Annotated in this window: 22 protein-coding genes and 3 tRNA genes; 7 read left to right on the top strand and 18 right to left on the bottom strand. The window is 61.9% G+C overall.

All coding sequences use genetic code 11. The features are described from left to right. Positions 1 to 320: 320 nt before the first annotated feature. The 4 genes from AC1VWL_RS04655 to uvrB form a co-directional block, all read right to left on the bottom strand. A complete protein-coding gene (locus AC1VWL_RS04655) occupies positions 321 to 1,469 on the bottom strand; it encodes an agmatine deiminase family protein (protein ID WP_482985919.1) in 1,149 nt (382 codons plus the stop codon). Positions 1,470 to 1,839: 370 nt separating this feature from the next. After that, positions 1,840 to 1,914 (bottom strand) — tRNA-Val (locus AC1VWL_RS04650). Positions 1,915 to 2,029: 115 nt separating this feature from the next. Then, positions 2,030 to 2,104, bottom strand: a tRNA-Val gene (locus AC1VWL_RS04645). 96 nt (positions 2,105 to 2,200) lie between these two features. After that, complete coding sequence (gene uvrB / locus AC1VWL_RS04640; protein WP_482985918.1) at positions 2,201 to 4,216, bottom strand: excinuclease ABC subunit UvrB; 2,016 nt, start codon at positions 4,214 to 4,216, stop codon at positions 2,201 to 2,203. A gap of 212 nt (positions 4,217 to 4,428) precedes the next feature. Between uvrB and AC1VWL_RS04635 the strand changes: the two genes are divergently transcribed. Continuing rightward, positions 4,429 to 4,929: a GspH/FimT family pseudopilin gene (locus AC1VWL_RS04635; protein ID WP_481534033.1), complete on the top strand. Its 501-nt coding sequence runs from the start codon at positions 4,429 to 4,431 to the stop codon at positions 4,927 to 4,929. A 49-nt stretch (positions 4,930 to 4,978) separates the two neighbouring features. Beyond that, positions 4,979 to 5,055, top strand: a tRNA-Asn gene (locus AC1VWL_RS04630). Positions 5,056 to 5,189: 134 nt separating this feature from the next. Here the strand turns inward: AC1VWL_RS04630 and AC1VWL_RS04625 are convergent. The 6 genes from AC1VWL_RS04625 to AC1VWL_RS04600 are packed head-to-tail and all read right to left on the bottom strand — an operon-like array spanning position 5,190 to position 11,775. After that, complete coding sequence (locus tag AC1VWL_RS04625) at positions 5,190 to 5,609, bottom strand: type IV pilin protein (RefSeq protein WP_481534032.1); 420 nt, start codon at positions 5,607 to 5,609, stop codon at positions 5,190 to 5,192. Positions 5,610 to 5,623: 14 nt separating this feature from the next. Beyond that, positions 5,624 to 9,172 carry a pilus assembly protein gene (locus AC1VWL_RS04620; RefSeq protein WP_482985917.1) on the bottom strand — a complete coding sequence of 1,183 codons (3,549 nt, stop codon included), beginning with the start codon at positions 9,170 to 9,172 and terminating at the stop codon, positions 5,624 to 5,626. 11 nt (positions 9,173 to 9,183) lie between these two features. Further along, on the bottom strand, positions 9,184 to 9,741 hold the full coding sequence (locus tag AC1VWL_RS04615; RefSeq protein ID WP_482985916.1) for a pilus assembly PilX family protein: 558 nt from the start codon (positions 9,739 to 9,741) through the stop codon (positions 9,184 to 9,186). Further along, positions 9,738 to 10,757, bottom strand: coding sequence for a prepilin-type N-terminal cleavage/methylation domain-containing protein (locus AC1VWL_RS04610; RefSeq protein WP_482985915.1), 1,020 nt, complete (start codon positions 10,755 to 10,757; stop codon positions 9,738 to 9,740). Before AC1VWL_RS04610 ends, AC1VWL_RS04615 begins: the two co-directional genes overlap by 4 nt. Beyond that, a complete protein-coding gene (gene pilV / locus AC1VWL_RS04605; RefSeq protein WP_481534028.1) occupies positions 10,754 to 11,200 on the bottom strand; it encodes a type IV pilus modification protein PilV in 447 nt (148 codons plus the stop codon). Before pilV ends, AC1VWL_RS04610 begins: the two co-directional genes overlap by 4 nt. Further along, a complete protein-coding gene (locus tag AC1VWL_RS04600; protein ID WP_482985914.1) occupies positions 11,200 to 11,775 on the bottom strand; it encodes a GspH/FimT family pseudopilin in 576 nt (191 codons plus the stop codon). The genes pilV and AC1VWL_RS04600 overlap by 1 nt, the downstream gene beginning before the upstream one ends. Positions 11,776 to 11,890: 115 nt before the next feature. On the opposite strand from AC1VWL_RS04600, the gene AC1VWL_RS04595 reads away from it, so the two are divergent. After that, entirely contained in the window at positions 11,891 to 12,910 is a 1,020-nt protein-coding gene (locus tag AC1VWL_RS04595; protein ID WP_481534026.1) for a sensor histidine kinase, read from the top strand. Between the two features lie 166 nt (positions 12,911 to 13,076). Here the strand turns inward: AC1VWL_RS04595 and ppnN are convergent, their stop codons facing one another. The 5 genes from ppnN to grxD all read right to left on the bottom strand — a co-directional run bounded on the left by ppnN (position 13,077) and on the right by grxD (position 19,632). Further along, the gene (gene ppnN / locus AC1VWL_RS04590) at positions 13,077 to 14,465 is read right to left on the bottom strand and encodes a nucleotide 5'-monophosphate nucleosidase PpnN (protein WP_282267774.1); all 1,389 of its coding nucleotides are present in this window, start codon (positions 14,463 to 14,465) and stop codon (positions 13,077 to 13,079) included. A gap of 111 nt (positions 14,466 to 14,576) precedes the next feature. Continuing rightward, the gene (locus AC1VWL_RS04585) at positions 14,577 to 17,762 is read right to left on the bottom strand and encodes a TonB-dependent receptor (protein WP_481534025.1); all 3,186 of its coding nucleotides are present in this window, start codon (positions 17,760 to 17,762) and stop codon (positions 14,577 to 14,579) included. A 219-nt stretch (positions 17,763 to 17,981) separates the two neighbouring features. Beyond that, on the bottom strand, positions 17,982 to 18,575 hold the full coding sequence (locus AC1VWL_RS04580; protein WP_296251980.1) for a YhgN family NAAT transporter: 594 nt from the start codon (positions 18,573 to 18,575) through the stop codon (positions 17,982 to 17,984). Then, positions 18,572 to 19,315, bottom strand: a complete 744-nt coding sequence (locus AC1VWL_RS04575; protein WP_482985913.1) for an SDR family NAD(P)-dependent oxidoreductase — start codon at positions 19,313 to 19,315, stop codon at positions 18,572 to 18,574. Before AC1VWL_RS04575 ends, AC1VWL_RS04580 begins: the two co-directional genes overlap by 4 nt. After that, positions 19,312 to 19,632: a Grx4 family monothiol glutaredoxin gene (grxD, locus tag AC1VWL_RS04570; RefSeq protein ID WP_282267786.1), complete on the bottom strand. Its 321-nt coding sequence runs from the start codon at positions 19,630 to 19,632 to the stop codon at positions 19,312 to 19,314. Before grxD ends, AC1VWL_RS04575 begins: the two co-directional genes overlap by 4 nt. Before the next feature lie 117 nt (positions 19,633 to 19,749). On the opposite strand from grxD, the gene AC1VWL_RS04565 reads away from it, so the two are divergent. Then, a complete protein-coding gene (locus tag AC1VWL_RS04565) occupies positions 19,750 to 20,328 on the top strand; it encodes a superoxide dismutase (RefSeq protein ID WP_296251975.1) in 579 nt (192 codons plus the stop codon). A 225-nt stretch (positions 20,329 to 20,553) separates the two neighbouring features. Here the strand turns inward: AC1VWL_RS04565 and AC1VWL_RS04560 are convergent, their stop codons facing one another. From AC1VWL_RS04560 to purE, 3 genes are read right to left on the bottom strand one after another with little or no spacing between them, the layout of a single operon-like run. Next, on the bottom strand, positions 20,554 to 20,889 hold the full coding sequence (locus tag AC1VWL_RS04560; protein ID WP_282267792.1) for a carboxymuconolactone decarboxylase family protein: 336 nt from the start codon (positions 20,887 to 20,889) through the stop codon (positions 20,554 to 20,556). 46 nt (positions 20,890 to 20,935) lie between these two features. Beyond that, positions 20,936 to 22,096, bottom strand: coding sequence for a 5-(carboxyamino)imidazole ribonucleotide synthase (locus AC1VWL_RS04555; RefSeq protein ID WP_482985912.1), 1,161 nt, complete (start codon positions 22,094 to 22,096; stop codon positions 20,936 to 20,938). Beyond that, positions 22,093 to 22,596 carry a 5-(carboxyamino)imidazole ribonucleotide mutase gene (gene purE, locus AC1VWL_RS04550; RefSeq protein WP_057629361.1) on the bottom strand — a complete coding sequence of 168 codons (504 nt, stop codon included), beginning with the start codon at positions 22,594 to 22,596 and terminating at the stop codon, positions 22,093 to 22,095. Before purE ends, AC1VWL_RS04555 begins: the two co-directional genes overlap by 4 nt. Before the next feature lie 59 nt (positions 22,597 to 22,655). On the opposite strand from purE, the gene AC1VWL_RS04545 reads away from it, so the two are divergent. The 3 genes from AC1VWL_RS04545 (at position 22,656) to AC1VWL_RS04535 (ending at position 24,818) form a co-directional block, all read left to right on the top strand. Beyond that, positions 22,656 to 22,925, top strand: coding sequence for a Trm112 family protein (locus AC1VWL_RS04545; RefSeq protein ID WP_296253935.1), 270 nt, complete (start codon positions 22,656 to 22,658; stop codon positions 22,923 to 22,925). Then, positions 22,925 to 23,782 carry a carboxylating nicotinate-nucleotide diphosphorylase gene (nadC, locus tag AC1VWL_RS04540; protein ID WP_482985911.1) on the top strand — a complete coding sequence of 286 codons (858 nt, stop codon included), beginning with the start codon at positions 22,925 to 22,927 and terminating at the stop codon, positions 23,780 to 23,782. The genes AC1VWL_RS04545 and nadC overlap by 1 nt, the downstream gene beginning before the upstream one ends. A gap of 118 nt (positions 23,783 to 23,900) precedes the next feature. Next, positions 23,901 to 24,818 (top strand): DUF2272 domain-containing protein, encoded by a 918-nt coding sequence (locus AC1VWL_RS04535; protein ID WP_481534062.1) that lies wholly within the window; start codon positions 23,901 to 23,903, stop codon positions 24,816 to 24,818. Positions 24,819 to 24,866 lie beyond the last annotated feature (48 nt).

Genomic DNA, 24,866 nt, shown 5'->3' with positions numbered 1-24,866 from the left:
GGCGCTTGGCGCGGGCCACCTCGATTGCCGAAGGGGTTGTTGGGGAAGATAGTAAACCAATCGGGGCAAACCTGCTCTGGGGACTTTCCGCGCCACACGCCACCCCCAGCGCCAGAAGCCTGAACCCCAGCCTCCGCAGCCGGACTTCAGCAGAATCAAGGCGCCCCAGTCTCGCGCCGGCCAAGCAACCCGGGACCGCCCGAAAGCCCGGCAAGACCCGTAAAACCGGCAATTACGGGAAGGCCCCGATGGCCTCCTGCGGCCAGTAACCGACGGTCCAGCCAACCGCCCCCTCGAAACGGCCGCACACCCACGGATCCTCAATGCCCAGCCACACCCAGCTGCCACCGTGCCCCACCAAAAACCGGAAGATTCCTGCTCACGCAGTGAATGCCGCCACCACCGGCAGCAATCGGGTCGATATTGAGCTGGACGATCTCGCGCCCCGGATAGAGCGACTTCAGCAGATCCCTGCAGCGCGCATCTGCCTCGGCATCACCGAACTCGGGAGCGATGACCGCACCATTGATTGGCAGGAAATTGATGTAACCCGCCGCATAGTCGGCTTCGCGCGTGTACACGTTGTCGCGCGGTGCCTGCGGTGGCGACAGCATATGCACCTGCAATCGTCGCCCGGCCGCATCGGTGGCTGCCTCCAGAATCTCCAGATGACGGCGGGTAACCGCGAAATCATAGGACTCAGGGTCGTTGTCGAGATTGGCAATGACCACACCTGGCGAGGCAAAACGGGCATAGAAATCAACATGGGCATCGGTGATGTCGCGCCCCTTGATTCCCGGCAACCAGATGATCTTGCGCAAGCCCAGCACCGACTTCAGTTCAGCCTCGACCTGCCCCCTGCTCATGCCCGGATTGCGGTTGCCGTTGACCCAGCAACTCTCGGTGATGATCGCCGTGCCATCACCATCCACCTCGATACCACCGCCTTCGCCGATGAGGCGACTGCGTATGTAGCGTGCCTGCAGATCACCACTCAAGATCTTCGCCACAGCGGTATCGGCCGCAAAAGCCTGCTTGCGCCCCCAGCCATTGAAGTTGAAATCAACCAATGCGAGCTGCGCATCAGGCCCAAGCACGAAACAACCGCCGTAATCGCGCACCCAGATGTCATCGAGCGGCATCGGCATATAGCGGATGTTGGCAGTGCCGCAGGCACGCCTGGCCTCAGCCTCCTGCGCCTGGCGGCACAGAATGGTGACAGGCTGATAGCGGGCTATCGTCCTGGCAAGCAGCGCAACCGTCCGGTTCACCGGGCCAGCCCAATCACGCCAGACCGCCCTGGATGCGGCATAGGCGAGAAATACACGCTCCTGCGACGCCTCCTCCGCAGGCACGCGCCATTGCGGCTCGGCCATTGCCACCAGCGGCGCAGACATGCCGATCTTCACAGATGCCGCCGCACCGACACCAACAGAAAGCTGGGCAAGAAACTGCCTACGACTGGACATCACGCCACCTCAACGAATATTCAACAGGGCAACCAGCCAGCCCACGGGACGTGGCCAACGGATAGCAGCGCACGCAGCACCCGGCCACCGCCAACACCAGAGAAACTCGCAGCATCAGGCGAACAGATACTCCCGTGCAACGGATGAAGGTGCTGTCGCGACAGGCGTAGCGAGGGACTCACACACGGCATCGCCCAGCACGCAATCCAGCGCACTGCGAGACGCGCAGGAAGAGTGACCACAAGGGACTCTGCTGAACCAAGAGATACCCGGATCTGCCGGGGTCGACGGGATGCGAATGCGAGGCCAGAACGCCTGATTCGCTCGTCACGTGAATCCACCGAAACCGTCGCTGCCGCGTGGTTTCAAGTGGTGGGCGGTACAGGGTTCGAACCTGTGACCCCTACCATGTCAAGGTAGTGCTCTACCGCTGAGCTAACCGCCCGTTTGAAGCCTTTCCACGTCACAAGGGCCGAATCAGCCGTACTGCAACGCATAACATCACCTGGAAACAAAAAACCCGGCCGGCGCCGGGCTTTCGTGGCCACTTCGCGAGGAAGTGGTGGGCGGTACAGGGTTCGAACCTGTGACCCCTACCATGTCAAGGTAGTGCTCTACCGCTGAGCTAACCGCCCTTCTCAACAACAATTAAGCGTTGCGAGGGCGCGTATCTTAACCCTGCTCTTCACGAAGAACAACCGTTTTCTGGAAATATTTCACACCGGGCCGCCTCAGCCCAGATTGGCTTCCTTCAGGCGATGGATCTGGTCGCGGATACGCGCGGCATCCTCGAACTCCAGGTCGCGGGCGTGCTGGTACATGGTCTGCTCCAGCTCCTTGAGGCGTGCAGCCAGCTTGGCCGGCTCCAGCGGCAGGTAATCTGCCTCGGGCTCAGCTACGCGCCGGCCCTTGCCCTTCGCACTGGACTTGGGCGAGCTTTCCTCATGCGCACCTTCCAGGATGTCGACGATGGGCCGCATCACCGACTGCGGCACGATGCCGTGCGCCTCGTTGTACTCCACCTGCTTCTGCCGACGACGGTCGGTCTCGTCGATCGCCGCCTGCATCGAACGGGTGATCTTGTCGGCGTACAGGATCGCCTTGCCGCGCACATTGCGCGCCGCACGACCGATGGTCTGGATCAGCGAGCCGGTTGAACGCAGGAAGCCTTCCTTGTCGGCATCGAGGATCGCGACCAGCGACACCTCAGGCATATCCAGGCCTTCGCGCAGCAGGTTGATGCCGACCAGCACGTCGAATTTGCCCAGGCGCAGATCGCGGATGATTTCCACGCGTTCGACCGTATCCACGTCCGAGTGCAGGTAGCGCACGCGGATGCCGTGTTCACCCAGGTACTCGGTGAGGTTTTCGGCCATGCGCTTGGTCAAGGTGGTGACCAGCACGCGGTCGCCCATCTTGATGCGCTCAGTCGCCTGCGACATCAGATCATCGACCTGGGTGCCAACCGGGCGGATCTCCACCTGCGGATCGATCAGGCCGGTCGGACGCACCACCAGCTCGGTGATGTCATCGCCCGACTCGCGAAGTTCGTACGGACCAGGCGTCGCCGACACATAGATGGCGCGCGGAGAACGCGCCTCCCACTCTTCGAAGCGCAGCGGACGGTTGTCCAACGCTGAAGGCAGGCGGAAGCCGAATTCGACCAGCGTTTCCTTGCGCGAACGATCGCCCTTGTACATGGCACCGATCTGCGGAATGGTCACGTGCGATTCGTCGATGACCAGCAATGCATCCGGCGGCAGGTAATCGAACAGGGTCGGCGGCGGATCGCCAGCTGCCTTGCCGGTAAGGTGTCGCGAGTAGTTCTCGATGCCGTTGCAATAGCCAACCTCGGCCATCATCTCCAGGTCGTACTGGGTGCGCTGCGCCAGGCGCTGCGCTTCGACCAGCTTGTTCTGTGCGTACAACTGCTCCAACCGCTCCTTCAGCTCGACCTTGATGGTCTCGACTGCCGCCAGCACACGCTCACGCGTGGTCGCGTAATGGGTCTTCGGATAGATTGTGTAGCGCTGCATCTTGCGCAGGCTTTCGCCGGTCAACGGGTCGAACATGCTCAGCTGCTCGATGTCACCATCGAACAACTCGATGCGCAGCGCCTCGCTGTCCAGCTCGGCCGGGAATACATCGATCACCTCACCGCGAACACGGAAGGTGCCGCGCTGCAGCTCATACTCGTTGCGGGTGTACTGAAGCTGGGTCAGGTGCTTGATCAGGTCACGCTGGTCGATGCGCTCGCCCTTGGACAGGATCAGGCGCAGCGACAGATAGTCTTCCGGCGCACCGAGGCCATAGATGGCCGACACCGTCGCCACCACGATCGCATCCGGCCGCGACAGCAAGGTCTTGGTCGCTGCCAGGCGCATCTGCTCGATGTGCTCGTTGATCGAGCTGTCCTTTTCGATGAAGGTGTCCGACGACGGCACATAGGCCTCGGGCTGGTAGTAATCGTAGTAGCTGACGAAGTACTCCACCGCGTTGTTCGGGAAGAACGCCTTGAACTCGCCATACAACTGCGCCGCCAGCGTCTTGTTCGGCGCCATCACCAGGGTCGGGCGCTGCACCTGCTGCACCACATTGGCAATGGTGTAGGTCTTGCCGGAGCCGGTCACACCCAGCAGGGTCTGCTTGGCGATACCGGCCTCGAAGTTGGCCACCAGCTCTTCGATGGCGGCCGGCTGGTCGCCGGCTGGCGAATACGGCGATACGAGCTGGAAGCTGTCTGACATGGCGAGTTGGACCTGCGTGGACTACCCAGTATAGCCAGCCCCGAGATGACAGCGCGGCAAGGGCTAACCCCATGTTCAGCCACCCTCTCCAGCGACACCGCCACTGCAAGGCTTTGGCGAGCATCGCTGTTCCCAGCCCGGATACCCGGCCCATGCCAGCCTCCCGCCCAGACCGCCGGCACCATCCAGTTTCGCGCCAATACGGCGTCAGCATGGTCGAACTACTCGTCTGCATCTGCGTGGCCGCGACACTTGCCGGGGTGGCGGCCCCACAATTTGCATCCATGATCGAGCGCAATCGCGCGGTCGCCGCCAGCAACGCCGTGATGGCGCAACTCTACCTGGCCAGGACAACAGCAGTGAGCCGACGCACCGCAACCGTGCTCTGCCCATCCAGCAATGGCGTTCACTGCAGCAATGGCACCGACTGGTCGAAGGACTGGCTGATGTTTCTAGATCGCGACGGCAACGGCCGCCCCGACGCACCGACCGACATCATCCGCGCCGACCCACAACCAGTCCCTGGCCTGCAACTATTCAGCACCATCGGCAGAACCCGCATCCGTTATCTCGCAGACGGCCGCAGCAGCGGTTCAAACCTCACGCTATCCATCTGCAGCGAGAGCGGCGCCCCGCTCAGCAAAGTGGTAATCAACAACGCGGGGCGCGCACGCAGCCAGCGTGGCGGCAATGTCGACAGGTGCAGCAAGTAGCCCGAAGGTGTTGCAACAATCTTCAGGGCTAAGTAGAATGCGCCTCCCCGCCCGAATAGCTCAGCCGGTTAGAGCACTTGACTGTTAATCAGGGGGTCGTTGGTTCGAGTCCAACTTCGGGCGCCAGATATCAAGGCCTGCGAGCAATCGCAGGCCTTTTCTGTATGTGGCACCAGTTCGCCATCGAACAAAGCACGCTTCAATAAAACAATGCCGGGCAGAGCCCGGCATTGCTGAAGAACCTCAATCTTCCGGTCAACTCAGAAACACTTGGCAGCACCGGTGGAGCCAGCACTTCCCGTCACGCCACGAACTCCTGCCTGGTCAAGGCTGAGCTCTCCACACAACGTGTCCTTCGTGGCCTGCGAACCCTTGGGGGTAGCAACCAAGCTGAAACTGCCAGCAGCGGCATTGCCTGACAAGCCGATCGTATAGTGGTCAGCAAGCTCCTGATCACAGCCAGTTGCCGGCGGTACCGCGCCCGAATAACCCGCCGCCGGATGCGAGGTGTAATAGCGCTCCATGAACTGCGCCTTCTCCAACATGCACCCCGCAGCAGCAACGCGCCGCGACTTGACCACATGCTCGATATAGCTGGGATAGGCAACCGCGGCCAATATGCCGATGATCGCCACCGCGATCATCAGCTCGATCAGCGTGAAACCCTTCTGATTGGACATTTTCATTTCCCCATTCACTCCGGCAGGATCTCGCGCCAACTGATGCGACTCGGCAGGCCACCGGTAGGCGGGTTGATCGCATCACTCTTGGTGCCGCTACTCAGCTCACTTGGCCCAGTACCAGTACCCACGGTCACCAGCGTATCGGTGAGATTGACTTCGGTCGGCATGCCGCCCTTCACTCCCACGGAGCCGATCACACCAGTGTTGCCGTCCTTGTCAGTCAAACCCGTTGGATCAGCGAAATAGCCGCCGCTCTTGGGGCTGGTACCGGTAAACAGATTGATGGCGTTGACGAAGCCCTTTCCGCTCGCGCCACTGCAATCCACGCCAGTCGCAGGGATCACCGAGGTCAGATACATCGCCGAGCCATAGATCGTCGGCCCACTGGTCACCCGCTCGGGAACCGGCAGATCGATGTACCACCCCTGCTTGCCGCCACTCAGTACCGAGTAGGACTCAAAGCCACGCGCATCCTGGCCGTCCTTGGTCTTGCCGGAGAACGGAATGGTCCGTCGCTCCAGATCTGCACGCCCGGCGATGGTCGTATTGGTATCAACGATTCCGTAGATGCTCTGAACCTGCGAGGTGACACCGTCACCGGGAACGTCGCCATTGGAAATGAAACGACCAGTACCAAAGCCGACAAACACCTTGCCGGACGTGTCACGGCCCACGCCCAAGCCCCCGGTGATCGCCTGCGGCTTTGCCGCCGTTGCCGAATCAACAGCCTGGAACAACTTCACTGCGGCGCCCGGATCGACGCCCTCGAAGTTCCAGCGCCAGATATTGCCCTTCAGATCACCACCGTAAACCACATCGATCTTGCCGTCACCATTCAGGTCGGCCATACCGGTAGACATCAGGCCATTGCCACCAGCCGCATCGGCAACCAGTTTGTGCGTCCTTTCCACGGAACCACTGGACGACAATTCATAGGCATACAGGGTCGCTGATCCGTTGGCGCTATCGATGCCGTTAGGCACCAACGCATATGTTTTGCCGGCATTGCCCTTCCGGATGCGCACCGCACCGAACACATAGCCCATGTCACCATCGGGATCCGAGCCCGTCGCCGGCGTCTGGAAGGTATTGTCCCAAAGAACTTTCGAGGTACCCATGCTGGCAGGGTCGGTCACATCAAGCGCAAATACACCGCGACCACCACGCCCCAGTGCCGCCACAAGAATATTCTTGCCACCCCCCTGGTTGGCACGACTGATGACATCCATCTGGCCATCAACGAAATAGTGATGCTCATAGTCCGGCGCACTGAGCTTGGCCATCTCCACGAAATCCAGACCCTTGGGCACGTAGGAGAACAGAATCTTGCCATCCTTCACGCTGATGGCGTGCAGCATTCCGTCATTGGCCCCCACGAACACCGTGCCGGAGTCTTCAACAAAGGCCGGCGAGGAGTCGACAATGTCACCCAATGGGTGCGCGCGCTTACGCAGCGTGCCGTCCTTCTGACCTTCTTCCTTGGTCTGCACCCCGCGCAGGAAGTCGATATTGTCCGCAGCCGTGACCGCCGCCGCTTTGCCGGTGGCAGTGCGCGCAAAAACACTGGACGATGCAAGTGCATTGTTGAATACCTTTGCGCTACCACCAAAGCTGGTCAAGACCGTCCGCTGCGCGAAATTGGCATTGACGCCGCCAGCAGCGAAGGTCTTGGACAAGGTCCACAACGGCTTGTCAGACACCCCAGTCAGTGCCGCATTGAAAGGACTGGCGATCATGTCACCAACCCAGCTGCCCGAAGTGAAGCCAGCAACGAACGTCAGCGTCGTTGATTCGGTCTTGGTCGAACTGGATGCGATATTGGAACCGGACGCGCTGCGAGACGCGATGTTCTTCAGCGCCGCATCCAGTGCGTCTGCAAATTTATCCGTGTCGGTCGCGACAACGAAGCTGCCATGCCCGTTCAAGCTGGCATGGAAAAGATCATCAATGCGTTGCGCACCACTGTTCTTTATGGGGTCAGGCCACTTATACCCGGCTGGCACCGGGTTATTCGGATCCATCGTCCCCTGCAGGCCGATTGAGATACCAAATGTGACCATGTTCTGCCACGTGTTCAGCGTGTCATCGTTGGCCAACGTGGGCTTAAGATCCGTCTTCCAATAATGATAAGCCACGTCAGCCAATGTATTCGAATAGGTATCCCCGTAGGTACTACCCTCATCAGCATTGTCCAGCTTGGTGGTATATCCGCCTGCGTTATCGGCCTGATTCCAGTATCCATCCGTAGTCAGCAATGCATAGTTCTGGCGACAAGCCAGCATATTGCCCGTCCCGTCTTTCCACGGGTCGTCGGTACTGAAATAGCGTCCGCTACGCTGCAGCGCACCATGCAACGGGGTATTACCGCTGGCACCGGCCGCCTGCAAGCGGCTATAAAAATCGTCGCGGTTTCTACCCGTGAACAACCCGTCATCGGTCGCATAGGGGATTGGATAGGCCGGAGCTTCTCCCGCCACGTCCGCGCGCGCACCGCCCCTGTTCCAGATCGTGTCAAAGCCGACACGGAAATTCTTGCCCAAGCGGCCAAATGCCTCGGATGCACCCGCCTTGGCCATTTTGTTGCGCGTGCGATGGTATTGGTACCAGTTCGCGAAGTTCTGCAACTCTTCGGCCTGTGTACGGGGACCTTGCACATTGCCATCCTTATCCTTGGACGTGCGCGGCGGCGTCGCATTCACCCAGTTTCGCGACAGCGTCACCGTATAACTGATATCGCTGATAGCCCTGTTACTGTTATTCCGGATCTGAAAGTAAACCATCGACAACGTCGAGACATTTACTGCCAGGTCCTTTGGATTGTTATTACTGGTATTGCTATCGATTTCCGCCGAACAAGCACTGTTCGAATACACATACAATCTGGTATTCGAATTACCCGAGACTCTGATGGCGGCTGCCTCCCAGTCCGCAACCGGCACACCGATGCACACGGAGCGACCATTGCCGGCGATGGATGCAATTCGATCACTTAATACCAATTTCGATTCCGAAGCCTGCTTCTGCACCACACCGCCATTGGAGCTGTCTGACGAACTGGAGCTTGCGATGCGATACTTGTCGTAGTTGCCGGAACTCGTCCCAGGATTACTGACACCTGGTTTTGGAATATAGAAATAACTCTCACCACTTCCGCGCAAGTCCAACGAACCGCTGATGGCCGTTCCTGATGTGGAAACAGCTTTAAAATTCGCCGCGCCCAATCGAGCGGTGAGTTCGGTACTGGAAGTGCGCCACGGGTTGTAGTCCCTATCGGGATTGTAGTAAAGCGTATTGGTGACATATGAACGATCAGTGACGTTATCATTCAAACTTGAACTACTGTCGTTAGGCATGCGCAGATAACTCATGGACCCCGAATCATCCAGGATCATCATGATGTTCGGCGGCACCGAATCACCACCGGTCAACAGCGGGTAGTTCGGAAACGAAGTATCAGCCGCCTGCGCCGACGCCGCAGCCATCATCGACACCAACGTGACACCCGTGCCAACGCGCAAGCGCTCGGCCAGGGCGGATTTGGAATGCGATTTGATTTTCATGTCATGCCCCGTCAGCGGCGATACAACGATTGAACAATGACCTCCGCGCCCGCGGGCGTGGTGGCACGTGCGGTGATCCGGTAAACACTCTGCTCCGTGGTGCTGATGCAAGCCTTGGACAGATCAATGCAATCCGAAGCGCCGCCACCATTGACCGAGGTACCAAAATCCTCGATCACGAAGCGCGGCGAAAGGGAGACGCCATCCCCGCTCTTGACTGCCGTGCCGTCCTGGTACTGGCCACCACCATCAGCCCAGAAATCCTTCGCAGCCCAAGCGGGCTCCGCATTTGGGTCCGGCATCGCGCAACGCCCCTTTGAACAACCGGACGCAGGGAAGCTGATCGTGGCCGCATCACGCACCACGATCTCAGCCTGGCGCAAACCGGCCTCAGCGGCCTGGAATGCCAACCCGCGCGAGATCGTATTGGCCGCCATGCGCTCCTGCATGATCGCCCCACGCATTGAGGCCAAGCCCAGCAGGGTAATCACAATCAGCAACATCAACACCACGATCAGCGCAGCGCCGGTTTGCCGCTGAGGTATCGAACAGGGGTATCTCTTATTCATAGGATGTCGTCCTGGTGGTTACGCAGCACGATGAAGTCCTGCATGGTCCGCTGCAGCACCGCACCATCCTCGCCCTTTACGTCACTCTCGGTCATCGCACCGCGCTGCGCCTGGAAGGTCATCGCAAGGTGAATCGCCGTCACCAGCGACCAGTTGTTGCCGCCAGTCACGGTTGCAGCGTCCACATATCCAACGGCATCCCCAACCTTGTAAAGCACCGTCATGCCGGTAATGCCTTCGGCAATCTCGCTGCGGGCATTCTGCGCAGCGCGATACAGCGATGTACCGCCGCGGCCATTGTCCTCGACAGTCCAGCGCGCCTCGTAGGGCGCCACAACGAAGGCTGGTGAACGACCTATACCTCGTGGGCAAGCAAGCGAATCCGCTGCAGTCGGCACCCCCGGAACATTGAAGCAATAACCGGGACCGGATTCTGCTTCGGTGCACTTGCTGGCTTCTGGTGCCGGCGTAAGCCCCGCTCCGCAATTGGTACCAGTGGCATGCTCCACTGCCCCCCCGGAAATACCGGTCGCAACAAACGCGATGGCATGGTCACTATTGCAGGCGATCAGCTGCTCGCCCGCCGCCAGCTTGTCCACTGTATTCAAGGTCAGCGGGCTGTTCGGCCGCGAGTGGTCTGCAACCCGGTATTGCGGGCCATTGGCGAGATACAGCGCAACAAAGTCGCGCCCACCGTCGGTACCACCGAACACACCATTTTGGAACCGACTCCAGAACTGCGCATCGGGCGCCGCAATCTGCACCGTGATCGGGTTGGCAGCGTTGAACCGGGAACAGGGATTCATCCCAGCTTCGCGAATATCTCGCGCAATCATCTCGAACGCTGCGCGCTGGTTCTCCTGGATGCGGCCCACGGCCTCACTGGATCCATACACGCGCCGATTGGACATGAAAATGCTGCCAGCAGCAGCCACCACCAGCAAGCCCAACAACAAGGCCACCATCAATTCGATCAGCGTAAAGCCCCGCTGACGGGCTCCCATATTGGCGTTCATAGCTGACTGGCCACCTCGACCTGCTCCGTTGCGATGCCACCGGTGGCCCGCGTGTCGTTCCACTGAACACTGACCGTGCAGGTCATATCGTTTGCAATGCATACCACCCTGCCCATCGCATCAGGTGCAACAGCCTCCTTCAAACCACTCAACCAGGCATCCATGCTGCCAGGGGCGCCGGAGCCATCACCTTCAACGAAGGTATTGGTGTTGTAGTTGGCAATGTTGGCGCGATCTGCACGGATGATGTCCATCATCGAATACACCTGTACAGCCGCCTGGGTCCGACTGGCAGAACTACCGGTGTTCTTCAAGGTAATGGCCTGCAGAGCGGCGATGCCCAATACCCCGATCGCCAGCACCAGCACAGCAACCATCACTTCGATCATGCCGATACCACGCTGCTTGCGCGGGCTGGCATTCAAACGTCGACTAGCACTCATCATATGTCTCCCGGCGCGGAGCACCCTGCCCCGGCCTCGCGCTTGGCACTGGTGATACGCACCACCGCAGCGGAAATGTCCACCGCGTTTTCGCCGGACAGATCCGCCGCACACACCGAGATGGTGCCACTGCTTTTCGCGCCCACCTGGACAAAACCCGCCGGTGTAAACGTAATACGTCCATTGCCGCCGGTTACGTTGGCACTGGTCTTCACGATCATCTTGGGATTCGCTGCGACCGAACGCAGCTGCGTGTCGACGCCATCCCTGGACGAAAACACGATCCATTGACTGCCCGCCCCGCCCGAACAGGTGGCGCCATCCGTGCTAGGGCAAAAGGTCGTCTGCGCCCGCCGCGTGATCGCCTCGGTCCGGGCAACCTGCAGTGCGGCGATCATTTCGTTGCTACTGGACACCAGCCGATTGTGGCTGATCATCTTGCCGAAACTGGGTGCGGCGATCGCAGCAATGATTCCCGCCACTGCCACCGTGACCATCAGTTCGACCACCGTAAAGCCTTTGCCAAAGCGCTTCCCAAGCGCCCTCACGCCACCTGTCGGCAAGTTCCCGATCATGCGCAAGCTCCCCAGATTGACTAAGCTGACACGCTAAGCCAGCCCCGCCCGCCAGTCACCAACTGACCGATGGACGGCATACCGCTCATGACCAATGGCAAACCGCCCTCCTCCCATGCCAGAACGACCCACCCTCACGCCGCTGGACACATTGTGGAAGGCTCCGGCAATCATCTGGACGATTCTTGCCGGGGAAGGCCTCGCCATCATCCTGGCACTGGCACCGGAACATAACGGCAGCCGCTGGGTGCTGTTCGGCGCCCTGTCACTGATGGTGCAGTGGATATCGTTGTCGGCCCTGGGAGCGCTCTATCTGCTGCGCTCCCCCCTTTCCCGGCTGCCAGCCACCTGGATCGCCAATATCACGCTACTGGTCCTGATCGCCTGCAACCTTCTGGTTTGCACCGCGAGCTGGTGGGCACTGAAAGGCCTGCTGCCCATTTCTTCCGAGAACTGGCTGCCCTCGCTGCTGCGCTTCACCGGGATCATCGTCATTTTCGGCCTGCTTGGACTGGCTGCCTTCCAGAACCACTGGCGCGCCCGCCAACTGGCGGTGCGCACTACACAGGCAGAGCTGGAGGCGTTGCAGGCCCGCATCCGCCCGCATTTTCTATTCAACACGCTCAACACTGGCGCCGCACTGGTCCATCAGCGCCCGGAAGATGCCGAGCGCCTGCTGCTGGACCTCGCGGACCTGTTCCGTGCAGCACTGGCCGGGCCACAGGAGATCCCGCTCGCCGAGGAAATAGCACTATGTAGACGCTATGCGGAGATCGAAGCCCTTCGTTTCGGGGATCGCATGCGCATCCACTGGCAGCTGCCCACACCGCTTCCGCCGTTGCTGGTGCCGGCGCTTTCCATCCAGCCGCTGATCGAGAACGCCATCCACCATGGCATCGAGCCATCCGCAGACGGCGGCGTTATCCGCGTCACGGTGGCACAAGGCAAACAACAGATCATGGTCACGATCGAGAACGACCTACCCGCAACACCGACCCTTCCACTGCGAAATGGACATAAGGTCGGGCTGGAATCGACGAAGGCCCGCATTCACGCCATGACCAATGGCGAAGGCGAAGTGACTACTCGCATCGAGAATGGGCGCCACATTGCGACCGTCACTCTCCCCGCCTGAGCGAACACCAGACAGCACATCATCAAGGCAACTCAGGCATCAGCCTTGCGCATCAGGACAAGCATCCATCAAGCAGGATCAGCACCACTGGCTCGCCCCTGCCCACCTCCGGCAACAACCCCCTGCACATTGCGCGCAGAGGGCTCCTGCCATCAACAGCGCTGACTCAAGCAACCACCTGATAACACGGCCGGTACTCACCGGAGATCTTCATCCGGCGCTGCTCGACAAACGCGCGCAGCAGCTCGTCCAGGGCCTGCATCATCTCGGTATCGCCGTGGATCTTGAACGGACCGAACTCCTCGATCCGGGCCATGCTCTCTTCCTTGACGTTGCCGGCGACGATGCCGGAGAACGCGCGGCGCAGGTCGGCGGCAAGATCCGGCGCCGGGCGCCCCTTGTGCAGGTCCAGGCCAGCCATCGCTTCATGCGTGGGGACGAACGGCTGCTGGTAGGGCAGCGGGATCTCCACCTGCCAGTTGTAGAAGAACGAATCGCGCTGCGCCAGGCGGAACTCACGCACCCGCTTGATGCCTTGCGACATCTTGCGGGCCACGCCGACCGGGTCACCCACGATGATCTCGTAACGCTCGGCCGCCTTGTCACCCAGGGTCAGGCGGATGAAACGGTCGATCTGCTGGAAGTACGGCGCGGCAATGGCCGGGCCGCTGAGAATCAGCGGGAACGGCAGATCCTTGTTCTCCTCGCTCAGCAGGATACCGAGCAGGTACAGGATCTCTTCGGCGGTACCAACGCCGCCCGGGAACACGATGATGCCGTGGCCGAGACGGACAAACGCCTCCAGGCGCTTCTCGATGTCCGGCATGATCACCAGATGGTTGACGATGGGGTTCGGTGACTCGGCAGCGATGATGCCCGGCTCGGTGATGCCGATGTAGCGGGTATTGGTCTTGCGTTGCTTGGCATGGGCAATGGTGGCGCCCTTCATCGGTCCCTTCATCGCACCTGGGCCGCAGCCGGTGCAGATGTCCAGGCCGCGCAGGCCCAGCTCATACCCAACCTGCTTGGTGTAGAGATATTCGTCACGCGAGATCGAGTGACCGCCCCAGCACACGACCAGGTTCGGGTCGCTGGGCTGCAGGATGCGCGCATTGCGCAGCACGCCGAACACCGCATTGGTGATGCCGTCGGAGGTCTCCAGGTCCGAGGCGTACTCCGGCCCCAGTTCGATGGCCATATAGGCAAGGTCGCGTACCACCGAGAACAGCAGCTCGGCGATACCGCGGATGATCTCGCCATCAACGAAGGCCACCGCCGGCGCATTGCTCAGGTCGATGCGGACACCGCGGTCCTGCTGGGTCACCTGCACATCGAAATCCGGATACAGGTCGCGCGCAGCGCGCGGGTCATCCGAAGCACTACCACTGGTCAGCACCGCCAATGCACAGCGACGCAGCAGTTCATGCATGCCACCGCCAGAGGCATCACGCAGTCGCGCAACCTCGGCCCGTGACAGTACATCCAACCCACCACGCGGATAAATCCGTGCGTCCTGCACCGGCAGCGCCCTCGCTGCCCCTTCGTTCTTGGTCATTTCCACTTCATCTCCATTCATTGGCGATCGACTTTAGCGCTACCCCCAATAAAAAGAAAACGGCCGGGTTGCCCCGGCCGTTCACCTGTTACTTCATTTCAGCCTGACCGATCAGAATTCGTAACGCAGGGTCAGCAGGGCCGACCAGCGCGAAACGACACGATGCGGGTAGCCGCTGTTGGAGTCATACGTGGTCAGCTTCTCCGGGTACTGGCTGCCGATGTTGTACACGTAGGTACCATCCGCCTTCATACCGGACAAGCCAGCCAGGTAGCGGGCGTCATAGCCCTGCGACTGCTGCTCCGTCACGCCCCAATCCTTGTTGAGCATGTTCAGGAAATTGAAGATGTCCAAGCGAATGATCGACTTGTGTTCCTTGAAGAAGCCCGGCAGCTCCTGCTGCAGGCTCACGTCGAACTGGTTCACCCACGGGTAGCGGGCGCCATTGCGCTTGGCGATCTGGCCACGGTGCGAAGACAGGTACGGGTTGGCGTCGATGAAAGCATGGAACGCTGCAATCTGCTCGGCGGTTGCATTGCCGTAGCTCACGTTCGGATCGTTGACCAACGGGATGTACGCCGGATCCTGGAAGATGCGGTCGCCGTTCGGATCGCCATCGATGATCCAGGTATACGGCAGGCCGTCACGACCATTGTAGAAGGCGGTGAAGCTGGTCTTGTAGTCACCGAAGAACGCGTGTTCCCAACCGAACGAGGCCTTGATCGAGTTGCGCACTTCACGGCTGGCGGTCGAAGCGATTTCTTCGTTCGGATTCAGACGCGATACGAACTGGTAGCCCGACCACGCCTGCGACGAGTTGTCCGAACCTACTTCGGTCGCCTTCGTGTAGGTGTAGCTCAGGTTGCCGTACCAGCCATTGGCCAGCGGCTTGTTCAACGAGAACGTCACCGCCGTCGAAGAACCCTTGTCGGTGTTGCCCAGCTTGGTGGAGTTGTATTCGAAAGCGGTATTGCGGCCGCAGTTCTTGTTGGAGCTGCTGATCGAACCAAGCTTGCAGTAGTAGTAGTCACGGCCGTCAGCCAGCTGACCCTGCACTTCACCGATGTTGATCGCCTGGTAGAACACGCCATCCTTGTTCTTGATGTGCTGTGCCTCCACCGAGCCGATCAGGCCCATCCACGGCAGTTCCGCGTCATAACCCAGGCTTACCTTCCAAACGGTCGGCAGCTTGAAGTCAGGATCGATGGTATCGACCTGCTTGGCCACGCCATCGGCGGTCATGTTCGGCGGGAACGGCTGGTTGTTGGAGTCCGGGCTGAACGGATACTGGCTCGGATCGTACGAAGTGAACGAAGCAGCGGTCACGCCGTTGTTCTGGTACGGGTTGGCCAGCCACACGAACGGCGGCACGCTCTGGAACAGGCCGATGCCACCACGCAACTGCGAGTAGCGCTCGGTATCGAAGGTGTAGTTGAACGCAGCGCGCGGCAGGACGACCTTGTTGCTGGCGCCCAGGCGGTAGTCATTGCGATAACCGAATGCTTCTTCAAAGCCAGGCGTGGTCGGCGGAGCCTTGTTGGCCTTCGGGATATTGACGCGCACGCCGTAGGTCAGCGACAGGTTGTCATTGACCACCCAGGTGTCCTGGACGAACGGGCTGACCTGCGTATAGACCATCGCGGCAGCGGTGTCGTTGACGCCGTACTGGCCAATCGGCTGACGGACGTTGTACGAGTCGTACTGACCAGCTTCGAAGTCGGCAATGCTGGCGAAGGTGTACACACCGTGCAGGTCGCGACCATACAGGTTGAACACGTCGTTGCGCATGTAGTCCACACCGAACTTCAGCGTGTGGTCGTTCAAGTACCAGTTGGCAAACACCGTCGCGGTGAGCTTCTCGGTGTTGATCTGGTTCTCGTGACGGTTGCGATCCTCACCCAGACGGATACCGTTGCCCAGGGTGGTGTTGTTGGCCGTGGTGATGTTGATCGTCGGCAGATTCAGCGGGTTGCCGTTGATCTGATCGAAGGTCTGGTAGCTGACCTTGGCCTCGGTGGAGAAGTTCGGGCTCCAGTCGCTGAACAGCTGCAACGAGGTGTTCTTGGTCAGGTTGTCCTTGTTGTACCAGCGGCTGCTCAGGATCACCGAGTTGCTGTTGGCATCGTAAGGCTGCGGCAGGAACTCTTCGGTACGCTGGTGGGTCAAGCTCAGGCGGTGACTGTCATTGATGTTCCAGTCGATCTTTGCCAGGTAGCGCTTGCTGTCCAGGTTGACGCCGAAAGCGCCATAGGTACCAGCGTCGAAGCCGTACTTGTTCTTGGCGATGTCGATGACCTGGTTGATCTCGTCCATCGAGACCACACCGTTCTCGTAGCCATCCGCATTGGACGAACCACCGAAGTTGGTCACTTCCTGCTCTTCGTACGAGGCGAAGAAGAACAGCTTGTCCTTGACGATCGGGCCGCCCAGGGTCACACCCTTGGTGGCATCCTTGTCAAAGCCGCCGTAGTTCTGGCCATTGCGCGAACCGACCATGTCGTCGGCATTCTTGTACGCGTAGTACACCGAGCCGTGGAACTCATTGGTACCGGACTTGGTCACTGCATTGACGGTTGCGCCAACGGTGTCGGAACCGACGTCATAGTCGGACACCTTCAGGTCGTAGGCTGCAATGGTGTCGACCGAAATCGGCGAACCCGCATACGGCATGCCGTTGGCGTTCAGGCCGAACGGGTCGCCCTGGGACAGGCCATCGACCGAGATGTTGTTGTAACGGTTGTTGACGCCTGCAACCGAGATGGCGCCGGTGCCCTGGTCGGTTACCGTGATGCGCGGATCAAGGCGCGCCACGTCATCCAGCGAACGGTTGCCCTTCGGGGTCAGGTCCAGCTGGCGGCCGCTGATCGAGGTGCCCACACCCTTGTTGTCCGGGTTGAAGGTGTCCATCAGACGCGAAGCGGTGACTGCAACGCCAGCCATCGTGGTGACGTCGCCGCCGAGCTGGGCGTTGATCGCGCCGACCTGGTTCAGGTTGAGGTAAACACCCTCTTCGGTCTTGGTGCCTTCGCCCGGCTTGGTGATGGTGATCGTGTACGGGCCACCAACGCGCAGGCCGCGCGCGGAGTAACGACCCGAATCATCGGTGACTGCGCGGCTGACCGTGCCCGACTCGGTGTGGGTGATCGTGACTTCAGCGCCAGCAACCGGCTGGCCGCCGACGTTGGTGACCTGACCGCCGACGCCGGCAGAGGTGCTCTGTGCGAAAGCCGGTGCAGCCGCAAGAGCGACGACAAGACCAAGTGCAAGCTTGGACATCTTGATACGCGGGTGATTCATAGGTGGGTAGCCTCGAAACGAGTTGGCGATTGAGAAAAAACGCGATCCATCAGCCCCGGGATCAACCGAGCGCCTGATCGTCTTGAATCTTGGGGGTCCCTTCCGAGGCGGTTTCAGCCGCAACGGTTAAGATAAGGTTAACACGGTAATGACAATTTATGACTGCAAGAAGACAGCGGTATTGCGCTGCAGCAGTTCCCCCTACGGCGGATCAAGTAGTTAGCGGATTGACGCCAGATAGGTCCCCAGACCATCCAGCAGCATCTGTACCGAAATTGCGACCAACAACATGCCCATCAGGCGCTCCAGCGCGGTCAGCGCGCGGGCACCCAGCAGCTTGTACAGCAGGGTTGCGGACATCAAGATCGCCGCCGTCCCACCCCAGGCCAGCAGCAAGGCCAGGCTCCAATCACCCAGGCGCGCCGGCTCGTTGCTACCCATCAGCATCACCGCCGCCATGCCCGAGGGCCCGGCGACCAGCGGGATCGCCATTGGCACGATGAATGGCTCACCGTCCGGTACCGCCCCCATCAGACCCTCCGGGCGCGGGAAGATCATGCGGATGCCGATCAGGAACAGCACGATGCCGCCAGCGATGGCCACCGACTCCTGGCGCAGGTGCATCAGCTCCAGCGCGTATTTGCCGCCCCATAGAAAGGCCATCAGCACGGCCAGCGCGATCAGCAGCTCGCGAACCAGCACCACCCGCTGACGCCGGGGCGTCAACGGCTTGAGCAGGCTGAGGAATACCGGGATGTTGCCCAGCGGGTCCAGGATCAGAAACAGCAGCAAGGCCGCTGAAAGGATCGTCACGGGGCCAGGTCCAACACCTTTCCACGCCACTGCGCGCCGCTGGCCGCAAGCAGCTGCACGCTGGCGGCGGCATAGTTGGCGGGATCCACCGGCGCCGCGTCTTCTTCATGGGTGAACGCACGCGCCCGCAGCCCGGTACGCATCGGCCCCGGCTGCATGCCACAGACCCGGACCGGACCGTTGCGCAGCTCATGGTGCAGGCTCTCGATCAGCCCGCGCAGCCCGTACTGGGCTACCCCGTAACCGCCCCAATAGGCCTGCCCCACCCGTCGCGGATCATCCAGCGCGAACACCACCGCCGCGTCCTCGCGCTGCCGCAGCAAGGGCAGGCAGGCCTGGGTCAACCAGGCACGGGCAGTCAGGTTGACGTGGATCGCCCGTGCGAAGGCTGCCGGATCGCCGGAAGCAAACGGGGTCAGCCCGGCGAAATCGGCCGCGCAATGAAGAACGCCGTCCAGCCGACCGAGCTCGGACTCCAGCCGTTCGGCCAGGGCCGCGTAGTCATCGGGACTGGCCCCCTCCAGATCCAGCGGGTACAGCATCGGCTCGGGGCCGAGTTGTGCGGCGCTGTCGTAGACACGATTGAGCTTGGCGACCTTGCGGCCCAGCATCACCACCGTCGCGCCGGCCTCCGTGCAGGCCCGGGTCGCCGCTGCGCCCAGACCGCCCGCAGCACCCGCTATCAGAATTACCCGACCAGCCAAGTCGGCGCCCACGTCCCCCCGGGGCTGGGCGCTCACGCTTGCCCGGCCTCGGCAACGATGCGCTTGAGCTCGCCGGACTCCAGCAGCTCCAGAATGATGTCGCAGCCGCCAATCAACTCGCCGTGCATGAAGAACTGCGGAAAGGTCGCCAGGTTCGAATAGCGCGGCAGATTGGCTCGCACCTCCGGGAACTCCAGCAGGTTGACCGTGCGCAGATTGATTGCCCCGGCTGCCGTCAACGCCTGTACCGCGCGGCTGGAAAAGCCGCACATCGGGTACTGCGGCGTACCCTTCATGAACAGGACAAGGGGGTGTTGCTCCACCTCGGCCTGGATTTGTTCCATCACCGGCATTCGAATTCTCCCTACTGCGAAAGAACGGCCCGTCCTGGTCGGATAGACTTTCCCGTGGTTGACCATTGTAAGCCGAGCCGGCCAACTCCCGGCGCCCTGCCCCGAAAAGAATCTCCGATGCCCGTCCAACTTCCTGAACTGCCCTACGCCCGTACCGCGCTGCAGCCGCACATTTCCGCCGAGACCCTGGACCTGCACCACGGCAGGCACCATCGCGGCTACGTGGATACGGTCAATGCGCGCATCGCCGGCACCGAGCTGGACGCGCTGCCGTTGGAGGAGATCGTACGCAACAGCCAGGGCAGCCTGTTCCAGGCGGCGGCGCAGGCATGGAACCACGACTTCTTCTGGCAATGCCTGCACCCGCGTGCAGGCGGCGACCCGCAGGGAGTGCTGGCCGAGCACATCAACCGTCAATTCGGCGATGCGCAGAAACTACGGGAAGAGTTCAACCGGGCCGCCCTGGGCGTGTTTGGCTCGGGCTGGACCTGGTTGGTGCAGCACCCGGACGGCAAGCTGGCCGTTGTCAGCACCCGCAACGCCAACACCCCATTGACCGGCGACAGCACGCCATTGCTGGTCTGCGATGTGTGGGAGCACGCGTATTACAGCGACTACCAGAATGATCGCGCGCGCTTTCTGCAGGCGTTCTGGAAGCTGGTGAACTGGGATTTCGTTGAGGCGCAGCTGCGCTGAGCGCCAGCGACGGCGAGCATGCAGGGCTTTGGCTTTGCTCCTACGTCGTCATTCCCGCGCAGGCGGGAATCGCTCCCGATCCTGATCCGGCTTCAGCCTCGGAACCACTTGTGCACTTGAGCAACGCGCGCGGCTACTGCAGAAGCACAGAAGCCAGAGCGATTCCCGCCTGCGCGGGAATGACGATCTGAAAGTTCTCTGAGTGAGCCAGAAGCAAAACCCGCCTCACTCGTGCGCAGCCACCGCGTCCAGCACCCGTGCCGAATACACCAGTGCCGCGCCGGCATTGAGCGCGACCGCCACACCCAGCGCCTCGGCAATTTCCTCGCGGCTGGCGCCCTGCTTCAGGGCAGCGTCGACATGGGTGGTGATGCAACCATCGCAGCGGGTGGTCACCGCCACCGCCAACGCGATCAATTCGCGGGTCTTGCCGTCCAGGTGGTTGGTCTGCGCGCCTGCGCCGCTCAGGGTGATATAGCCCTTGAGCGTATCCGGCGAGAGCTTGCCGAGTTCGCCGATACGACCCTTCAGCTCACGGCGGTAGTCATTCCAGTCGAGCATGGCGGGGTTCTCCAGTTGGGACTGGAGAACCTTACGCCGGCAAAGATTAGTTCGCCGTCATGCCGCCGCGACGCAGGACTTCAACCACCGGGGCGACCTGCTCCTGCCGTCCCAAGGCCTCACCCACACGCAGCAAGGCATCCGCCAGCGCTGCCGGCGCGTCATCACGCAGGTTGGCGTGACCGACCTTGCGGCCTTCGCGGGCCTGCTTGCCGTAGTCGTGCCAGTGACCGGCAGCTTCGCCGAGCACGGCCTTGGCGTCGGGCATCTGCCCCAGCCAGTTCAGCATGCAGGCGTGGCCGAGCATGCGGGTATCGCCCAGGGGCAGGCCAAGCACGGCGCGGATATGGTTCTCGAACTGCGAGGTTTCCGCACCATCGCTGGTCCAGTGACCCGAATTGTGCACGCGCGGCGCCATCTCGTTGGCCAGCAACGCATCGCCACGGCAGAACAACTCCAGCGCGAATACGCCAACGTAGTCCAAGCGCTCGGCAACACGGCGCGCATAGGCAATCGCGGTCGCCTGCTGCTCGGCGGACAGCGCAGCCGGCGCCAGACTGGCCGACAGTACCCCATCCACATGCCAGTTGGCGGTCAGCGGCCACGCACGGAATTCGCCATCACGTCCGCGCACGGCCACCACGCTGACTTCCCGCTCGAATGCCACAAAGCCCTCGAGGATCAGCCCGGTCTTGTCGACCTGCGCACCCAGCGTCTGCCAGGCCGCATCGATGTCCGCCGCGTCACGGATGCGGAACTGGCCCTTGCCGTCGTAGCCCAACCGCCGCGTCTTGAGAATGCACGGCATGCCGAACTCGGCAGCCTTGGCGGCCAGTTCGTCGCGGCTGCGGATATCGGCAAAAGCCGGCAGCGCGATGCCCAGTTCCTGGAACAAGGTCTTTTCGCTGAGCCGATCCTGCGCCACCGCCAGGGCGGCCGGATTCGGGAACACCGGCTTGCGTTCGGCCAGCCAATGCGCACTGGCAGCAGGCACATTTTCGAAATCGAAGGTGATCACGTCGACCTTGGCCGCGAACTCAGCCAATGCCTCGGTGTCATCGAAGTTGCCCACCAGCAGCGGCGCCACCTGCCCCGCGCACGCATCGGCGGCCGGATCGAACACCACGAAACGCAGGCCCAGCGGAGCTCCCGCCAGCGCCATCATGCGGGCCAGCTGCCCGCCACCGAGAATGCCAACCGTGATCATTGGCGCGGATCGTCCGCGGCCATCACATCTTCGGTCTGGCGTGCGCGGAAAGCCTCCAGCGCAGCACCGATCTGCGGCTGCTCGGCGGCCAGCATGGCCGCGGCAAACAGGGCCGCATTTGATGCACCAGCGTTGCCGATGGCAAAGGTCGCTACCGGGATACCCGCCGGCATCTGCACGATCGACAGCAGCGAATCCATGCCATTGAGTGCCTTGGACTGCACCGGCACGCCCAGCACCGGCACGGCGGTCTTGGCAGCCAGCATGCCCGGCAGGTGCGCCGCACCACCAGCGCCACCGATGATCGCGCGCAGGCCACGCGGGCCCGCCTGCTCGGCATAGCTGAACAGCACATCCGGGGTCCGGTGCGCGGAAACTACCTTCACTTCATACGGAACGCCCAAAGCATCAAGCTTCTGGGCGGCGTGCTGCATGGTTTCCCAGTCTGAGCGGGAACCCATCACGATGCCGACTAGCGGCGCGGGGTGGTTGGGGGTCATTGGCCGTCACCTGCTGCAAAGACGTATTCTAGCCGTCTTCCCCGCAAGACCACGAACTGATGGACCGCAAACTGCTCGACCTGCTTGTCTCCCCCGACACCCGCCAGCCGCTGTTCCTGCTGGAAAGCGCCGGCCTGGAAGCCCTCAACCGCGCCATCGGCAGCGGCAGCGTGACCCGCGCAGACGGCAGTCCGCAGACCCAGCCGCTGCGCGAGGCCCTGATCAGCGGCGACCGCAAGCAGGTCTTCCGCGTCGATGACGGCATCCCGGTGCTGCTGGCCGATGAAGCCATCGCCACCGCCCAGATCACCGACTTCCCGGCCAAATAATGCTGCCGCACCCGCCGCTGGCCCCGCCACAGGAACAGATTGGCGCCGATGTCGCCCGCGCCCTGGCCGAGGACATCGGCAGCGGCGACGTCACCGCCGCGCTGTTGCCCGATGCCGCCGACGTCGCCTACCTGCTGTGCAAGCAGGACGCGGTGATCGCCGGCCGCCCCTGGTTCGACGCCACCCATCGTGCGCTGGACCCGCAGGTCCGGATCGACTGGCGGGTGCTGGAAGGCGACCATGTCAGCGCCGGCACGGTGCTGGCCACCCTGAGCGGCCGCAGCCGCAGCCTGGTCAGCGCCGAGCGCACCTCGCTCAACTTCCTGCAGACCCTGTCTGGCACCGCCACCACCACCGCGCGCTACGTCGCGGCGGTGGCAGGCACCAAGGCACGCATCCTCGACACCCGTAAAACCCTGCCCGGCCTGCGGCTGGCGCAGAAGTACGCGGTGCGCTGCGGTGGCGGCGACAACCACCGCATCGGCCTGTTCGATACGGTGATGCTGAAAGAGAACCACATCCGCGCGGCCGGCTCATTGACTGCCGCCGTGCACGCCGCACGCGCGCAACAACCCAAACTGCCCCTGGTAGTGGAAGTGGAAGACCTGCAGCAGCTGCAGGAGGCACTAACCGCCGGTTGCGAGCGCATCCTGATCGACGACTTCAGCGCGGCGATGCGCCGCGATGCCGTGCGCATCACCGCCGGACGGATTCCGCTTGAAGTCTCCGGCAGCGTCGACATGAGCACGTTGCGCGCCATCGCCGAAGACGGCGTGGACTGCATTTCCATCGGCGGCCTGACCAAACATGTGCAAGCCATCGATCTGTCGCTGAAACTGGGCCCGCCACCGCGCTGACTCACGGCATGCACACGGCCCCGGCTGCGACACTCCCCCAATATCCCCCGCGGAGCCCGCTGTGGCATACCGATTCCTGTTGTGCGGCCTGACCCTGCTGTTACCCACCCTGCCGGCGATGGCAGCCGAAGCCTGTGACGTGCCGCCGCGCTATGGCCTGAGCGAAACCGCCAAGGCCGTGGTTGCGGCGGCCTGCGGTGAACACCGCCTGTGGTATCGCCCCTTCATCGACCGCGATGGTCGCATCGCCAGCCTCGGCGTTACCGAGGCCGAGAACGAGCATCTGGCTGACAACGGCCTGATCGCCTGGCAGCGCGTCGTCGGCTATTGGCGCGATAGCGGCACGCTTGGCCCGATGGGCGCCATTGCCGGCGCCAGCAGCTGCGCGCAGCCGGCCGGCAACCGCTATACCGATACCGATTGCCGCGCCTTCCTGATCGACAACCCGTGGTCGGCCGCCTTCATCTCCTGGGTGATGACGCGCGCCGCTGTGCCCGGCTTTACCCGATCACCACGCCATATCGACTACATCCGTGCCGCCTACCAGGGCGGCAGCAACGGCATGCCGTATCGCCTGGCCGACCCGGCCAGCGAGAAGCCGGCCCCAGGCGACATGCTGTGCTTCCTGCGCGACCGCAGCAGCACCTTGAACTACGCCGGATTGATCCAGGCGCTGGGCAGCGGCCGTGCCGGCAACTGGAAATCGCACTGCGAAATCGTGGTCAGCGCCAATATGGGCGGCGATCGCACGCTCTATCTGGTCGGCGGCAACGTCGCCAACTCAGTAGTGATGCGCAAGCTCATGCTTGATCGCACTGGCCTGCTCGAGTTGCCCAAAACCAACGCTGCGCAGGTGCCGAGCTCGCCGATTGAACAACGCTGCTCACCGGGCCAGGAGGAAGAGTGCAACCTCAATCGACAGGATTGGGCCGCACTCTTGAAGTTGACCGCGACCAACCCGGCGCCGGCATTCAATTCGACCGCGCCGTTGCCGCCGCCACCGGACGAGCCGATTCCAACGCCGGTGACGCACTGAGGCTTGCTCGCGCACCGCCATCAACCGCAAACAGAGGGCTGCGCATGG

The sequence above is a fragment of the Stenotrophomonas sp. STEN063 genome (assembly GCF_056854515.1).
Note: the sequence above shows the minus strand (reverse complement) of the source record. Positions and strands in the feature narration are given on the sequence as shown.

What these genes read in the sequence shown, in the direction of transcription:
- AC1VWL_RS04655 (WP_482985919.1), bottom strand. Translation starts at nt 1,469, where the DNA reads ATGTCCAGTCGTAGGCAGTTTCTTGCCCAGCTTTCTGTTGGTGTCGGT.
- uvrB (WP_482985918.1), bottom strand. Translation starts at nt 4,216, where the DNA reads ATGTCAGACAGCTTCCAGCTCGTATCGCCGTATTCGCCAGCCGGCGAC.
- AC1VWL_RS04635 (WP_481534033.1), top strand. Translation starts at nt 4,429, where the DNA reads ATGGTCGAACTACTCGTCTGCATCTGCGTGGCCGCGACACTTGCCGGG.
- AC1VWL_RS04625 (WP_481534032.1), bottom strand. Translation starts at nt 5,609, where the DNA reads ATGTCCAATCAGAAGGGTTTCACGCTGATCGAGCTGATGATCGCGGTG.
- AC1VWL_RS04620 (WP_482985917.1), bottom strand. Translation starts at nt 9,172, where the DNA reads ATGAAAATCAAATCGCATTCCAAATCCGCCCTGGCCGAGCGCTTGCGC.
- AC1VWL_RS04615 (WP_482985916.1), bottom strand. Translation starts at nt 9,741, where the DNA reads ATGAATAAGAGATACCCCTGTTCGATACCTCAGCGGCAAACCGGCGCT.
- AC1VWL_RS04610 (WP_482985915.1), bottom strand. Translation starts at nt 10,757, where the DNA reads ATGAACGCCAATATGGGAGCCCGTCAGCGGGGCTTTACGCTGATCGAA.
- pilV (WP_481534028.1), bottom strand. Translation starts at nt 11,200, where the DNA reads ATGAGTGCTAGTCGACGTTTGAATGCCAGCCCGCGCAAGCAGCGTGGT.
- AC1VWL_RS04600 (WP_482985914.1), bottom strand. Translation starts at nt 11,775, where the DNA reads ATGATCGGGAACTTGCCGACAGGTGGCGTGAGGGCGCTTGGGAAGCGC.
- AC1VWL_RS04595 (WP_481534026.1), top strand. Translation starts at nt 11,891, where the DNA reads ATGCCAGAACGACCCACCCTCACGCCGCTGGACACATTGTGGAAGGCT.
- ppnN (WP_282267774.1), bottom strand. Translation starts at nt 14,465, where the DNA reads ATGACCAAGAACGAAGGGGCAGCGAGGGCGCTGCCGGTGCAGGACGCA.
- AC1VWL_RS04585 (WP_481534025.1), bottom strand. Translation starts at nt 17,762, where the DNA reads ATGAATCACCCGCGTATCAAGATGTCCAAGCTTGCACTTGGTCTTGTC.
- grxD (WP_282267786.1), bottom strand. Translation starts at nt 19,632, where the DNA reads ATGCCGGTGATGGAACAAATCCAGGCCGAGGTGGAGCAACACCCCCTT.
- AC1VWL_RS04565 (WP_296251975.1), top strand. Translation starts at nt 19,750, where the DNA reads ATGCCCGTCCAACTTCCTGAACTGCCCTACGCCCGTACCGCGCTGCAG.
- AC1VWL_RS04560 (WP_282267792.1), bottom strand. Translation starts at nt 20,889, where the DNA reads ATGCTCGACTGGAATGACTACCGCCGTGAGCTGAAGGGTCGTATCGGC.
- AC1VWL_RS04555 (WP_482985912.1), bottom strand. Translation starts at nt 22,096, where the DNA reads ATGATCACGGTTGGCATTCTCGGTGGCGGGCAGCTGGCCCGCATGATG.
- purE (WP_057629361.1), bottom strand. Translation starts at nt 22,596, where the DNA reads ATGACCCCCAACCACCCCGCGCCGCTAGTCGGCATCGTGATGGGTTCC.
- AC1VWL_RS04545 (WP_296253935.1), top strand. Translation starts at nt 22,656, where the DNA reads ATGGACCGCAAACTGCTCGACCTGCTTGTCTCCCCCGACACCCGCCAG.
- nadC (WP_482985911.1), top strand. Translation starts at nt 22,925, where the DNA reads ATGCTGCCGCACCCGCCGCTGGCCCCGCCACAGGAACAGATTGGCGCC.
- AC1VWL_RS04535 (WP_481534062.1), top strand. Translation starts at nt 23,901, where the DNA reads ATGGCAGCCGAAGCCTGTGACGTGCCGCCGCGCTATGGCCTGAGCGAA.